The organism is Asticcacaulis sp. (genome assembly GCF_047605585.1).
In the GTDB taxonomy this organism is placed as follows: Bacteria; Pseudomonadota; Alphaproteobacteria; order Caulobacterales; family Caulobacteraceae; genus Asticcacaulis.
On the sequence record NZ_JASGFK010000003.1, the window covers coordinates 317044 to 330651 of the forward strand.

A 13608-nucleotide genomic window follows, 5' to 3' on the forward strand; every position below is an offset into this window, starting at 1 on the left:
TTGTCAAAAGGGGCAAAGCTTCGCAAAAAGGCACCACTGATTTTAAGGAGTCCTGACCATGAAAACCCGCGCCGCCGTCGCCTTTGCCGCCAATCAGCCGCTGGAAGTCGTCGAGGTCGATCTCGAAGGGCCGCGCTATGGGGAAGTGCTGGTCGAGATCAAGGCCACCGGTATCTGCCATACCGACGCCTACACGCTCGATGGCCTCGATTCGGAAGGCATTTTCCCGGTCATCCTGGGCCATGAAGGCGCCGGCGTGGTGGTCGAAGTCGGCGAGGGCGTCACCACCCTGAAGCCGGGCGATCACGTCATCCCGCTCTACACGCCGGAATGCCGCCAGTGCAAATCCTGCCTGAGCCGCAAGACCAACCTCTGCACCGCTATTCGCGGCACCCAAGGCAAGGGTTTGATGCCCGATGGCACCACGCGCTTTTCCTATAAGGGCCAGCCGATCTATCACTATATGGGCTGTTCCACCTTCGCCAACCACACCGTCCTGCCGGAAATCGCCCTGGCCAAGATCCGCGACGACGCCCCGTTTGACAAGGCCTGCTATATCGGCTGCGGCGTGACCACCGGTGTGGGCGCCGTCACCAATACGGCGGGGGTTGAGCCCGGCGCCAATGCGGTGGTCTTCGGCCTTGGCGGCATCGGCCTCAATGTCATCCAGGGGCTGAAAATGGTCGGTGCCGACAAGATCATCGGCGTCGATGTCAATAACGCGAAGAAAGAGTGGGGCGAGCGCTTCGGCATGACCCACTTCGTCAATCCGAAGGAAATTGAGGGCGATATCGTTGCGCACCTGGTCGAACTGACCGGCGGCGGCGCGGACTACACCTTCGACTGCACCGGCAACACCACGGTCATGCGCCAGGCGCTCGAAGCCTGCCACCGCGGCTGGGGCGAGAGCATCGTCATCGGCGTGGCCGAGGCCGGCAAGGAAATCTCCACCCGTCCGTTCCAGCTGGTCACCGGCCGCGTCTGGAAGGGCTCGGCCTTCGGCGGTGCGCGCGGCCGCACCGATGTGCCGAAGATCGTCGACTGGTACATGGACGGCAAGATCGAGATCGACCCGATGATCACCCACACCCTGCCGCTGGAGCGCATCAACGAAGCCTTTGACCTGATGCACAAGGGCGAAAGCATCCGCTCGGTGGTGGTGTTCTAAACTTACGGAAATTTGTGTTTCCGCAAGCGTAAACCCAACTGACAGGGCAAACCAGCAGCCTCAGACTGAAGGTCCGGCATCTGAGGCTGTGACACCATGACAGGGACTATGGAATGTTTTCAGTGGAATTTATCTCCCAGCATCGCGTCTATGACGGCATCCTCTATTTCATTCGTCATGACAGCGCCGCCACGCAATCGAGCATGAGCGCCAGCGTCTTCGTGCCCGATGTCGCCGAAACGCGCACCGATGCCCCGTTCCCCGTGCTCTACTGGCTCTCCGGCCTGACCTGCACGGCCAATAATTTCACCGAAAAGGCCGGCGCCTATCGTAAGGCCTCCGAGCTTGGCCTGATCATCGTGGCGCCGGATACCAGCCCGCGTGGCGCCGCCGCCGATGACGAGGCCCATGACCTGGGGCAGGGGGCCGGCTTCTATGTCGATGCCACCCAGGCGCCGTGGAAGCCGAACTTCCAGATGGAAACCTACATCACCAAAGACCTGATCGAGGCCATCGAAGCCAATTTCCCGGCCGATCCGAAACGGCGCGGCATTTTCGGCCACTCCATGGGCGGACACGGGGCGCTGACCCTGGCCATGAACCATGCGCACCTGTTCAGGTCGGTTTCGGCTTTCGCCCCGATCTCATCGCCCAGCCGCGCCCCGTGGGGCCAAAAGGCCTTCGCCGCCTATCTCGGCAATGACCACGACACCTGGGAACGCCATGACGCCGCCATCTTGATGGCCAAGGGCATGGCCGCGCCGTTCGATGATATCCTGGTCGATCAGGGCCTGGCCGATCCCTTCCTCGAAAAGCAACTGATGCCCGACCTGCTGGAACAGGCCGCCACCACCGCCGGCCAGAAACTGACGATGCGCTACCACGAAGGCTACGACCACAGCTACTACTTCATCCAGAGCTTTATCGACGACCATATCGCCTTCCACGCCGAACGGCTTTAGGAGCCCGTCATGAAAACCCTTATCCTGGCAATGACGCTGATCGCGGCCGCCTCTGCGGGGCAGGCCTCAGTGGCTCAAGCCCAAGCGGTGAGTGCGCCCGCCGCGGCCTGCACGACGCCTTCCGATTCCAACCTGCCGCCCGCCTGGTCGGGCTGGATATCACCGGAAACCCTCGCCGCCGCGGGCGATCCGGCGAAATCGCCCGATGTTTCCGTAAGTCATGCCTATGACCTGACCCTGTTGTCGGTCGCCCAGGTGATGTATCCGGTTGCCGCCGACAAGGCGCCCATGGTCAACAGCTTTGGCGGTCTGCTGTCGCTCAAGGTGACCGAGACCGGCACCTACACCGTGGCGCTGGATGACAAGGCCTGGGTCGATGTCGTCAGGGACGGCAAGATTGTGAAGTCGGTGAGCCATAATCAGGGACCGGCCTGCACCACAGTCCACAAGGCGGTGGATTTCACGCTCGAACCGGGCGTCTACGCCATCCAGCTCAGCAATGCGCCATCCGCCAGCCTGAAGTTACTCATTATTCGGAAGTAACGCAGATGTCATGTGTGCGCCATGGCAAGAGCCGTTAGGCTTATGCCGTGACCGCCTGAGGTCTCGTCCGGATTCTCCCTCAAATGCTGCTCTTTGCCGGTGCCGTCGTCCTGCTCCTCGTGGTGCTGAACGGTATCTTTTCCATGTCCGAACTGGCCGTGGTCTCCTCCAAACGTCCCAAACTGCAAAGCCGCGCCGACCGTGGCGACAGGGGCGCCGCCGAAGCGCTCAAACTGGCCAACGATCCCAACCGCTTCCTCTCGGCCGTCCAGGTCGGCATCACCCTGATCGGCATCCTGGCCGGCGCCTATGGCCAGGCAACCCTGGCGGGTGAACTGGACAAGCTGATCAATCCCATTCCCGCTCTGGCGCCCTATTCGGAAGCCATATCGACCGCCGTTGTCGTCGTGGTCCTGACCTATCTGTCGCTGATCATCGGCGAACTGGTGCCGAAGCGCCTGGCCCTGCTGTTCCCGGAGCGCATCGCCGGCACGGTGGCACGGCCGCTGAACTTCCTCTCCCTGCTGCTGGCACCGTTCGTCTGGCTGCTGACCAGTTCCACGTCTCTGGTGCTGAAGCTGATCGGCGTCCGTGATGAGAAGGGCGAGTCCATTACCCAGGAAGAGGTCGAGACGACGCTGGCCGAAGGCATGGGGGCCGGTCTGATCGAGCCCGGTGAAAAGCAGATGATGACCGAGGTGATGCGCCTGGGCGATCGCACGGTCCGCGTGGCCATGACGCCACGCACCGAGGTCTATCGCGTGTCGATCGACGAGGACGCGGCCGATCTGATGAGACAGATCCGTGAGTGTCCCTATTCGCGCTTCGTCGTGGTGCGCGGGCAGGACCTTGAGGAACCGCTTGGCGTGGCGCACAAGCGCGATATCGCCGATGCGCTCCTGGCCGGTGCGCCGCTTGATCTGGCCGCGATAGCGCAGGAGCCGATCTATATTCCGGTCACCACCTCATTGCTGGTGGCGCTGGAACGCTTTAAGGAATCGCGTCTGCATATGGCCTTCGTCATCAATGAATATGGCGGCTTCGAAGGCGTGCTGACGCCGACCGACCTGCTGGAAATGATCGCCGGCGACCTGAACGAGACCCACGACGACGATCGCCTGATGATCGTCCGCCGCGAAGACGGTTCTTTCCTGGTCGATGGCCGCGCCGATCTGGTCGAACTGGGGGATGCCATCGGTGAGGATTTCGAAACCGGCGGAGGCTTCCATACGGTGGCTGGGCTGATCCTGCACAAGCTGGGACGCTTCCCGAAGGAGGGCGAGATCGTGACGCTGGGCCGGTTCCGGGTCGAGATTGTCGATATGGACGAGCGCCGCATCGACAAACTGCTGTTCCACAACAGCTGATTAGCCCTTGGTGACGGGCGGCTTAGACTTGCCCGTCAGCTTTTCCAGAAAACCGAGCAGCAGGGCCGAGATCACAAAGGCCAGGTGCATGGCGATGACCAGCATGATCTTCTGGTTGTCGTATTTCTCAAGGTTCAGGAAAACCTGAAGCATATGGATCGAGGAAATGGCGACGATGCTGGAGGCCACCTTGATCTTGAGCGAGCCGGAATCGAGCTTGCCCAGGAAGCTGACCTGGTCCTTGTCGCCATGGTCGTCCTCGTCGAAGCGCGAGACGAAGTTCTCATAGGAGGAGATCATCACCATGACGATCAGTGAGGCCACCAGGGCCGCATCGATCAGGCCCAGCATGGCCAGGATCATCTCGTTCGGATCATAGTCGAAAGTGTGCAGGGCCACGCTGTAGAACTTGACGCAGAAGGAGACGCCATAGACCGCCAGGGCGCAGGCGAGGCCGAGATAGAAGATCACCAGCAGCCAGCGGCTGGAAAGGATCAGGCGTTCGATGATGTATTCAAGTTTGAGCATGGGCACTTGTCGCCCGATATGCCGGCTTAATCAAGCACCAGTTCGCGCAAAGCCTGTTCTTCTTTCAGCTTTTCGTCCGACAGGCGCTCAGCTTCGATGGCGTGGGCCTTGAGCACGCCGAGCGCGCGCCATAGTTCGCCGATCTCGGTGCCCATGGCGTCGGACTGCTCGCTGGTCGGCAGAGCGGTGTCGTATTCGCCCTTCGAAATCCGGATCATCGACTGGCGCACGCGGTCGAGCGGATTTGTGATGGAATCGATCACGATCCACAGCGACCCCAGCACCAGAAGCAGTATGCCGATGGAGGCCATGACGAGGAACTGGGTCTGGCGTTCGCTGCGGAAACGATCCATGGCGTCATGCGAACGGGCCTGCTGCGCATTGATCCGCGCCACCATGGCATCGATATCGGCCTGGGTGTTTTCCCGGTGCACCCGGAAGATGTCGTGATTGCCAAAGGCGCGGGCGCTGTCCAGGCCTTCATTGCGGGCCAGGCGGGCGACGGTGTGGCCATCGGTGGCAAAGTCCAGAACGTAGGGTTCGACCTTGGTGAACTCCGGCAGTTCACCGGGTTTCAGTTCTTTTGCCCAGTCCGTGATAAAGGCGGTCAGCAGGTTGGCGCGGACATCGACCTGATCAGCGGCGGCTCGGATGGCTTCCGGCGTCTTCGCCGCATAGACGGCCCGGCCTTCCATGGCTGCGGTGGTGAGGTAGCGGTTCAGGCGTTCGCCGCGAAAGGCGTTTTCCGAGGCGTGATCATAGTCGGCGATGATCCGGTCATAATCGGCCATGGTCTTCAGGGCCAGCCCGGTAATGGCGATGGCCAGCACCGCGAAGGCCGCGACCAGCGAGAGAATCTTGGCCTTGATCGTCATGATACCCCACCACTCTTACACGTCCGCAGTCTAGTGACTTGGGTATTAACAGAATGCCTAGCCCGCACGTACCTTGGCCACGAACTGTGCGATCTGCTCACGCATCTGGGCCGATTGCTCGACCAGACGCGATGCCGTATCCAGGGCCAGGTTGGAGGCCTGGCCGGTTTCCTGTGTTGCCTGGGCGACGGAATGGACATGGCTGGCCACTTCATCCGTGCCCTGGGCGGCTTCGTGGACATTGCGGGCGATATCGGCCGTGGCGGCGCCCTGTTGTTCCATATTGATGGTGATGGCCTGGGCGATCTGGTTCATCTCGTCGATGGTCGCGCGGATCGACTGGATGGCGTCAACCGTGCCGCTGGTGGCCGACTGGATGGTGCCGATGTGCGAGCTGATATCTTCGGTGGCCTTGGCGGTCTGGGCGGCCAGGGTCTTGACCTCGGTGGCGACGACCGCGAAACCCTTGCCGGCATCACCGGCACGGGCGGCCTCGATGGTGGCGTTGAGCGCCAGCAGGTTGGTCTGCTGGGCGATGGCCTGGATCAGGCTGACGACCTCGCCGACCTTGGCGGCGGCGGCTTCCAGATCGCGGATACGCGCATCGGACAGATTGGCCTGTTCCACCGCCTGCTGGGCGATGGTGGAAGACAGCTGCGCCTTCGAGGTGATCTCGTGGATCGAACTGGACAGTTCCTCCGAAGCCGCTGCGACCGTGCGGACATTGGTGGCGGCCTGTTCGGTGGCCGAGGCGATAGAGGTGGTCTGGCCGGAGGCGCGCGAGGCGATGGCGTTGAGCGCTTCGGCGGAGGCCTTCATCTCATTCGAGGCCTCGCCGACTTCGTTGACGATGGAGCCGACGGCGCGTTCGAACTGGGTGGCCAGTTCGCTCATGGCGGCGTGGCGCTCGCGTTCGGCCTGGGCCTGGCGCTGGATTTCCGCCTCGGATTCGGCGTGCGCCTTGGTCCGCAGACCTTCGCGGAAGGCCATGACGGCCTTGCCGATCAGGCCGATTTCGTCGATGCGCTTCGCTTCCGGCACGTCGGCATTGTGATCGCCGCCCGCCATCTTGTCGAAACTGCCCTTCAGGCTGTTGAGCGGCTTGCCGACCAGCGAATAGAGCACGAAGAAGATCAGGCCGGCGGAAATCAGGATGCACAGCAGGGAGATACCCAGCATGAAGCGGTTGTTGTGATCGACCTGCGCGTTCAGCGTGGCCACAGGCACCTGCACGACGACCGCCCAGGTATCTTCGGTACCGGCCGCGGCGATAGGGGAGGCCAGATAGCGCCAGGGTTTGCCGTCCGGCCCCTTGGCGTCGATCTGCACAGTCTTGTTGGCGGCGATGGCGCGGGCGGCGGCATCGGCGGTGCCGGCATCGAAATCCTTCATCGGCTTGCCCGCCGCCTTGGCGTTCGGGTAGCTGACGGCGAGGCCCGTCTTGGAAATCAGGGCCACGAGACCGGTATCAAACGGCTTGATGGCGCTCAGTTGCGCGTTGAGCGAGCCCAGATCGACATCGACCCCGGCGATGCCGACAAACTGACCGTTAATGGTCAGGGGGCGCGTGAAGGAGGTCATCAGCACGTCTTTTCCGGCGATCGGATAGACGTAGGGCTCCATGGCGACAGCGCGGCCTTCATTTTTCGGGCGCTGGTAATAGTCGCCGGCGCCGGGCTTGTCATAATCGACCAGAATTTCACGGATGATGCTGCCGGTGCCGCGGTTCCAGTAAGGGACATAACGGCCGGAGGCATCATTGCCTGCGGTGCCGGCATACTGGGCGTCCTTGCCGTCGAGCGCGTTCGGTTCCCAGGCCGTGTAGGTGCCGAGAATGTCCGGATGTTTTTCGAGGAGAGCCTTAAGCAGGGCATCCTGGGCGCTGCGTTCAGTCAGGCCGGTCGATTTAATCGCCAGCGAGGAGGCGGCAATGTCGTCGGCAATGGTCGCGGCCTGGTCCAGCCGGTTGCGCACGACGTTGGATTCCTTCTCGGCAACGTCGGCCTGCAGGGCATTGGTCTGGTTGGTCAGGCTGTGGCCGGTGCCCTGTGACAGAATGAAGCTGCTGGTTCCGAAGACGAGCGCGAGGGCGGTGGCGCTGATCAGCGCGATTTTCACCGGGAGAGACCGTGACAACATAAGCAACCCCTGTACCTTATACCTGACTAAATTAACGCATGGTCAGGTCCGGACTGTGGATAGAAACGGTTGCTCAAATATTAACCCTGTCCGCTTCGCGCAGAATTATTCGCTGACGAAACCGACGCGGGCATGGCTGCCGTCACAATAGGGCTTGTTGCCGGAATGTCCGCAGCGGCAAAGCTGGAGCGCCTGAGCCTTGCGAATGGTTCGGCCGGTGCCGCTCAGCACTTCCAGATTGCCGGAAATGCGCAAGGGGCCGTTCTTTTGCGGATTGATCTGAACCTCGCCATTACGCACCGCCAGCGCCGTGACATCGCCGGTTTCCGGTTCGCCCGTGGCGATGAACGGATCGTCGCCTTCCTTGTGGGTCTGGTCGCAGAAGGGCTTGTTCTTCGAGCGCCCGCAGCGGCAGAGCGTGGCGCGATAACCGATCGGCTGGCCGTCCAGGATCAGCGCGCCGCGGAAACCATTGGGGCCGTTTTCACGCACCTGGATCAGGTTGACGAGCGGCGGCAATTCCTGCGGACGGCCATCCTTGCGTTTGTACTGGATGGCGCCGGACGGGCAATTCTGCGCCGTGGTCACCAGATTGTCGGCGCAGTCGGCGTCATCCGGCGCGATCCAGGGCCCCACGACATTGGCCTTGAAGACGCCCGGCTGTTGCAGCACGCAGAAGCGGGCATGGATGCAGCGCTTGGCCTCGAATTCGATGATGACGTCCTTGCCCTCGGCATATTCAATCGACGGCGCCTGGCCGTTTTCATAGCCCTTGGTCTCAGCCTTACCGGCCTGGGGTTCAGCCATAACCGTCTCCTTTACGGGCGCTGTTTGAATGCCGCGCAGTTTCTTTGCCAGTGTCGCCAACCGGTTGGACGTGCCATTCGCCAGTTCACCCGTCAGGGCCTTGCGGGCGCCTTCGGAGAGTTCTTCCAGACGTTCGGCGATGAAGGCCAAGGCCGGTTTGCCATCGGGGAGGGGCGTGACATCGCGCAGGGTGGCGAAACTCATCCCCGCCGTGACATCCGGCACGGTGGTGGAAGCTTTCAGCCGGGTCAACTGTTCGGCCACCGGCGTCAGGGCGTACATGCCGTCGATCGAGACATCGATAAAGGCGCGCTTGCGCACCGGATCGTTGTCGGCAAAGCCCTGTGACAACGCGCGCAGCATGACGTTATAGATGGCATTGGCCAGATCCATGACGGCGGCCGCCTCCGGTGCGTCGACCCACAGATTGCCGCGATCCGGTCCGCGCCGCATGACCGGATTATCGGCGACCGGCCGTGACGGCGTGAAGGCTGGATCGGCGGCCTCCATCTGATGATAGGCGTCGCACATGGCCAGGAAGCGGTTGTAATGTGAGCGGGCATTATCGCCATCCGCCCCTTCGCCTTGGTCGACAATGGTATCGCAGGCCGCCAGCGCTGTTTTCAGGCACTTGACGATCTTCAGGCCGGGCAGGGGCGTCATATCGGGGCCGACCTGCAAGGACATGTCGCCTATGAACAGCCTGTTTTCTCCCAGGCGCTGACTGAGATCGGCCAGGGCCTGCCGGATACCGCGATACAGGTGGCCGACGGTGGCGTAATCCTGACCGTTGGGCATGAGCTTGTCAGCGCCCATATTGCGGTCGTAGGTCTCCGCCTTACGGGTAAAGGCGGCGCCGTCGGGACGCGTATCGCCTTCCGGCCGTTCCAGATAGATGAAGTGATCGAGCGTCGATTTGTTGAAGGGATGCAGTTCGACCACCACGCCGGAGGGATGATAGCCGGCGGCAATGGGGAAGTTCGGCCGGCCGAAATGCGGTGAGCCGCCAATCGCAATGGTGATATTGGCCACCAGGGCCAGATGACCCATTTCCTCGACCGCTATGGAAATGATGTCGCGCCGCCAGGCGGCCACTACCTTTGCCTGCTCAGGCGACAGGCCATCGGCTTCGGTTTTCAGCGAGAAGGCGGCGAACAGATAGCAGCACATCAGATTGTGCTCGATTTCCGCCGCCTCGGCCAGCAGGAAGATCAGTTCCTCGCGGGTGCTGACACGGATGGGCGTTTCTGCGGACATATCTATACCTTGTGATGGATTGCGTATAGCGATACTCAGATCCCCGGCCAGCGGTCTTGTACAAATGTGCCACTGTCATTCGCCGGCTGGCAAGGGCTCATTTCTGCGAAAACGCCTTATGGTGCTTGACTCCCGCTCACCTTTCCGACATAAGCCGCCACTTCAACGCCCCAGACATGTCCGGGACGTTATTACGGGTTGATCCTGAACCGCCGTTGCAATCGCCTTTCGCACGTCCGCGGGAAGCCGGTCAGGGTTAGATATCGAAGGTACGATATGTCGAAGCGCCACAGCGCCAAGTACAAGCTCGACCGCGTCATGGGTGAAAACCTGTGGGGCCGTCCCAAGTCCCCCGTCAACAAGCGCTCCTATGGCCCCGGCCAGCACGGTCAGCGCCGCAAGTCGAAGATCTCGGACTTCGGCACCCAGCTGCGCGCCAAGCAGAAGCTGAAGGGTTACTACGGTAACATCACCGAAAAACAGTTCCTGCGCACCTACGAAGAGGCCGACCGCCGCAAGGGCAACACCTCGGAAAACCTGGTGGGTCTGCTGGAATCGCGTCTGGACGCCGTCGTCTACCGCGCCAAGTTCGTGCCGACCGTCTGGGCGGCCCGTCAGTTCGTCAACCACGGCCACGTCCTGGTCAACGGCAAGCGCGTCAACATCGCGTCCTACCGCGTGAAGGCCGATGACGTGATCGAAGTCCGTGAGCGTTCGCGCAATATGGCCCTGGTTCTCGAAGCCCTGCAGTCGCCCGAGCGCGACGTGCCGGACTATATCGAGCTGGATGCCAAGGGCATGAAGGCCCGTTTCGTCCGCATGCCGGAACTGGCCGAAGTGCCGTATCCGGTCAAGATGGAACCGAACCTGATCGTCGAATATTACTCCTCGTAATTTTCGGATTATCGGAATGAAGAAACCCCGGAAGATCGCTCTTCCGGGGTTTTTGTTATTTTGCCCCTGAAGATTCAGGCGGGGAAGAATTGTCATTCATGATCTTCATCACCTCGGCTGTCGGCTTGCCGGCAGTGATGGCATCAACGGTATTCTTGATGCGTTCGGCCTGAGCGCGGTTGTGCGGATCGCCGACAAATGGCTCCAGTGCCGCCACAGCATCGTCACGGCGATCATTGACGAGATCGGCAAAGGCGGCCAGACCGGCATATTCCAGCACGCCCGGCGCCAGCACATGGGCGCCGTTGGCGGCATTGACCACATTCATGTCTGGAAAGCCAGGCTTGCTGGAAAAGCTGCGCGCGAGGAAATATAGGTTTGGCGCATCCATTTTCTTCAGACGATAGGCGGTGACGAATGAGGCGCGGGCCTGATCGATCAGGGCGTTGGCGTCATCGCCGGATTTGCCTTCGGCCTCTTTCAGGTAGGCGCGTCCCAGCAGATAATTGGCTTCAAAACTGTCAGGCGCACTGTCAACCAGTGCCTTGAGGCCAGTTTCTGCGGCACGCACATCGCCATACAGGATTTGCGCGTGTGCGACGGCCAGGCGGAGCTCTGGCGAGGCCTGGGCCGTCAGGTGGGTCTGCAAACGGCTCAAGATGGCTTTCCCCTGGGTGTCGACCGGACAGGTCGTTAGCAGTGAAGCATCAAGCAAATAGGCAGAATCTGCGGCCGGGACAGGGGTAACGACAAGCTGACTGTCAGGATAGTCCGTGACCGGAACCTTCAGGTAAAAGGTCTTTTGTGCATATCGTTGCAGAATGGTCTTCAGACTGCTGACCTTGATGCCCGTTGCTGCCTCGAAAGCGGCAACGGGGGCTTCGCCTTCGCGCAGTCGCTTGAAATAGGCATTCAGATTCTGCGCGCGCTTGTCGTCACTGAGCATGTAATGCGTTAGCAGCCACGATTGGGCGTAAAAACTTTCGATCTCCCAGCTGTTGTTGTTCTTGTCGCCGGCAAAACCAAAACCGGGATCGAGCACCCGGTTGAAGGATATCCAGCGGTCCTCTGCGAGCGTATAGCTGCGTCCTTCTGACATTTCTCCAATGGTGATCGTGTCGTTTTCCGGGTCGGCCGTGGACAGATATTCGGCAAAACCTTCAACATACCAGGCCGGGTAATAGGTGCGCGCGTGCTGGAACATGACATAGTGACTGTACTCATGGAACAGCACGACCAGGTTCCAGTCCTGAGCGGCGCCACTGGTATTCTGCACGGCGCTGTATGCCTGAGTACCTTCAATGCAATTGAAATAGACGCCGCCGACCTGCCTGGCAAACTCCGGACGTACTGACAACATCTGGTCGTCCTTGGCCAGTATGTAGAGCGTAAAACGGGTCTGCGGGCCGTTATCCGAGGCCCCCAGCAGCATATTGGTCAGGGTGCGGAAGGCTTCCAGTTTTTTGGCGTAACCGCGCGTCTTCTTCTCGGATGCGTTGCTGTAAAGGGTGAAATGTGCGGTTTCCGCCTTCAACCAGTCTTCGGCATGTGCGCTTGGCGCAATGAGAAACGCCACGAGCAGAATCGCAGCTGTGGCGTTACGTAAAACAAACTTCATGATGTCCCCCCAGATTATTTAGAGGGAGGATAAATCAGGATGCCGATTTGTAAAAGAGGCGTTTTACGCCTCGATCAGGCCCTGGTCGGCAAGCGCCGTCTTCAGTTCACCGGACTGGAACATCTCACGCACGATGTCGGCGCCGCCGATGAATTCGCCCTTGACGTAGAGCTGGGGAATGGTCGGCCAGTCGGAAAAGACCTTGATGCCTTCGCGCAGGTCGTTGTCCTGCAGCACGTCGACGCCGATATACTGAGCGCCCAGATGATCGAGCACCTGCACGACGAGCGAGGAGAAGCCGCAGCGCGGCTGATCGGGCGTCCCCTTCATAAAGAGGACGATGTCGTGCCCCTTGATGGTGGTGTCGATGAAGCTGTGGACGTCGGTCTCTGCGCTCACGGTACGCTCTCCTTTAAACAGTCTTTCCGCATATAGGCGAAGCGCGCAGGCAAATAAAGAGCAGTGGCTGAAATTTACCCACCAGCGAGTTTGTGCGCACGCTCATTGAAGCGCGCCATCTCGATCTGGGCCGGGACTGAGGAGGGCAGGTGGCGTTCCGGCACATCGGCCAAAGATTCGAGATGCTCCGGGCTTTCGGCGTCGATCAGGATGCACGACATGCTGGACTGGGCGAGTGCATAACCGAGGCAGAGCTGTTCCGGCGTCCATTCGGGCGTCTGGTGCAGGAAGGCGTGGGTGCCGGCGCCAGCCAGCGGGTTCCTGGGCTTGCCGCCGAAAAAGCCGCGCCGGGCCTCCTTCGGCACTACGTCCGACTCTTTGCGATAGGCTTCGGGGTAGAAGTCGGTGGCGATGACATTCATGTCGCGCACCACGGCGTCATCGATCTTGCGCCGCTTGTCCCAGCTGGAATCGATGTCGAAGCTGGTCTGGATGACGTTCATATAGTCGCAGGCAATCAGGTCATACAGGGATTCTGTTTCACCCAGGCCGCCCAGAAAACGCAGCATCTTCGATTTCTGCAGGCTGAGCAGGAAGTTCTGCGTTTCTTCCGAAAGCGTCGTGGCGCCGGGCTGGCTGAAATACAGCACGTCCAGCCATTGCAGGCCCGAATCCTTGATGGCGCCGCGCAGGCGCTCCTTCAGCGGCGGCAGGGCATAGGTGGTGTTATCCGGCGATTGCCACGACTCGTGCGCCGTAACGGAGATGAACAGCAGCCGGCGTTCGACCACCGAAAAGGCTTCGGCCGCCGCGCGCAGGATGCCGACATCCAGGGTATCGAAATGATAGGTATTGATGCCGTTTTCCAGGGCGGTCACAATCAGCCGGTGCATCAGAGGGCGGTTATTGTTCAGGTTCGCGGATTTCAAACGCAGCCCGATCGTCGATAACGCCATGCCGGAGCGGCCGAAGGGACGGTAACGCATGGCTACGGCCTCCTGCGTGCGATACAGCGTGTCGTCTGGGGCATGGTGAACACTGTGATGAAAGC

The 13608-nt window shown here is 60.9% G+C and carries 12 protein-coding genes; 5 read left to right on the plus strand and 7 right to left on the minus strand.

From position 1 onward, the window contains the following. Nucleotides 1-58: 58 nt before the first annotated feature. The 4 genes from QM647_RS10670 (at nt 59) to QM647_RS10685 (ending at nt 4040) form a co-directional block, all read left to right on the plus strand. Nucleotides 59-1168 (plus strand): S-(hydroxymethyl)glutathione dehydrogenase/class III alcohol dehydrogenase, encoded by a 1110-nt coding sequence (locus QM647_RS10670; RefSeq protein WP_414995496.1) that lies wholly within the window; start codon nt 59-61, stop codon nt 1166-1168. Between the two features lie 113 nt (nt 1169-1281). Beyond that, complete coding sequence (gene fghA, locus QM647_RS10675) at nt 1282-2130, plus strand: S-formylglutathione hydrolase (protein ID WP_414995497.1); 849 nt, start codon at nt 1282-1284, stop codon at nt 2128-2130. A gap of 9 nt (nt 2131-2139) precedes the next feature. Beyond that, the gene (locus QM647_RS10680) at nt 2140-2673 is read left to right on the plus strand and encodes a hypothetical protein (RefSeq protein ID WP_414995498.1); all 534 of its coding nucleotides are present in this window, start codon (nt 2140-2142) and stop codon (nt 2671-2673) included. An 83-nt stretch (nt 2674-2756) separates the two neighbouring features. After that, on the plus strand, nt 2757-4040 hold the full coding sequence (locus tag QM647_RS10685; RefSeq protein ID WP_414995499.1) for a hemolysin family protein: 1284 nt from the start codon (nt 2757-2759) through the stop codon (nt 4038-4040). Here the strand turns inward: QM647_RS10685 and QM647_RS10690 are convergent, their stop codons facing one another. The 4 genes from QM647_RS10690 to QM647_RS10705 form a co-directional block, all read right to left on the minus strand. Then, entirely contained in the window at nt 4041-4568 is a 528-nt protein-coding gene (locus QM647_RS10690; RefSeq protein WP_414995500.1) for a TIGR00645 family protein, read from the minus strand. It abuts the gene before it with no gap. A gap of 26 nt (nt 4569-4594) precedes the next feature. After that, entirely contained in the window at nt 4595-5443 is an 849-nt protein-coding gene (locus QM647_RS10695; protein WP_414995501.1) for a hypothetical protein, read from the minus strand. Between the two features lie 57 nt (nt 5444-5500). Continuing rightward, nucleotides 5501-7582, minus strand: coding sequence for a methyl-accepting chemotaxis protein (locus tag QM647_RS10700; RefSeq protein WP_414995502.1), 2082 nt, complete (start codon nt 7580-7582; stop codon nt 5501-5503). A 105-nt stretch (nt 7583-7687) separates the two neighbouring features. After that, on the minus strand, nt 7688-9646 hold the full coding sequence (locus tag QM647_RS10705) for a ferritin-like domain-containing protein (RefSeq protein WP_414995503.1): 1959 nt from the start codon (nt 9644-9646) through the stop codon (nt 7688-7690). Between the two features lie 276 nt (nt 9647-9922). Between QM647_RS10705 and rpsD the strand changes: the two genes are divergently transcribed. Next, nucleotides 9923-10540, plus strand: a complete 618-nt coding sequence (gene rpsD / locus QM647_RS10710; protein ID WP_090647917.1) for a 30S ribosomal protein S4 — start codon at nt 9923-9925, stop codon at nt 10538-10540. Nucleotides 10541-10595: 55 nt separating this feature from the next. Here the strand turns inward: rpsD and QM647_RS10715 are convergent, their stop codons facing one another. From QM647_RS10715 to QM647_RS10725, 3 genes are all read right to left on the minus strand, one after another. Beyond that, nucleotides 10596-12158 carry a hypothetical protein gene (locus QM647_RS10715; RefSeq protein WP_414995504.1) on the minus strand — a complete coding sequence of 521 codons (1563 nt, stop codon included), beginning with the start codon at nt 12156-12158 and terminating at the stop codon, nt 10596-10598. 63 nt (nt 12159-12221) lie between these two features. Next, entirely contained in the window at nt 12222-12557 is a 336-nt protein-coding gene (gene grxD, locus QM647_RS10720; RefSeq protein ID WP_414995505.1) for a Grx4 family monothiol glutaredoxin, read from the minus strand. 74 nt (nt 12558-12631) lie between these two features. Then, a complete protein-coding gene (locus QM647_RS10725; protein ID WP_414995506.1) occupies nt 12632-13543 on the minus strand; it encodes an aldo/keto reductase in 912 nt (303 codons plus the stop codon). Nucleotides 13544-13608 lie beyond the last annotated feature (65 nt).

Bases quoted from the DNA above. Each gene is read 5' to 3' on its own strand.
- QM647_RS10715 (WP_414995504.1), bottom strand. From the start codon at position 12,158: ATGAAGTTTGTTTTACGTAACGCCACAGCTGCGATTCTGCTCGTGGCG.
- QM647_RS10680 (WP_414995498.1), top strand. From the start codon at position 2,140: ATGAAAACCCTTATCCTGGCAATGACGCTGATCGCGGCCGCCTCTGCG.
- QM647_RS10670 (WP_414995496.1), top strand. From the start codon at position 59: ATGAAAACCCGCGCCGCCGTCGCCTTTGCCGCCAATCAGCCGCTGGAA.
- QM647_RS10685 (WP_414995499.1), top strand. From the start codon at position 2,757: ATGCTGCTCTTTGCCGGTGCCGTCGTCCTGCTCCTCGTGGTGCTGAAC.
- QM647_RS10695 (WP_414995501.1), bottom strand. From the start codon at position 5,443: ATGACGATCAAGGCCAAGATTCTCTCGCTGGTCGCGGCCTTCGCGGTG.
- QM647_RS10700 (WP_414995502.1), bottom strand. From the start codon at position 7,582: ATGTTGTCACGGTCTCTCCCGGTGAAAATCGCGCTGATCAGCGCCACC.
- QM647_RS10690 (WP_414995500.1), bottom strand. From the start codon at position 4,568: ATGCTCAAACTTGAATACATCATCGAACGCCTGATCCTTTCCAGCCGC.
- rpsD (WP_090647917.1), top strand. From the start codon at position 9,923: ATGTCGAAGCGCCACAGCGCCAAGTACAAGCTCGACCGCGTCATGGGT.
- QM647_RS10705 (WP_414995503.1), bottom strand. From the start codon at position 9,646: ATGTCCGCAGAAACGCCCATCCGTGTCAGCACCCGCGAGGAACTGATC.
- fghA (WP_414995497.1), top strand. From the start codon at position 1,282: ATGTTTTCAGTGGAATTTATCTCCCAGCATCGCGTCTATGACGGCATC.
- QM647_RS10725 (WP_414995506.1), bottom strand. From the start codon at position 13,543: ATGCGTTACCGTCCCTTCGGCCGCTCCGGCATGGCGTTATCGACGATC.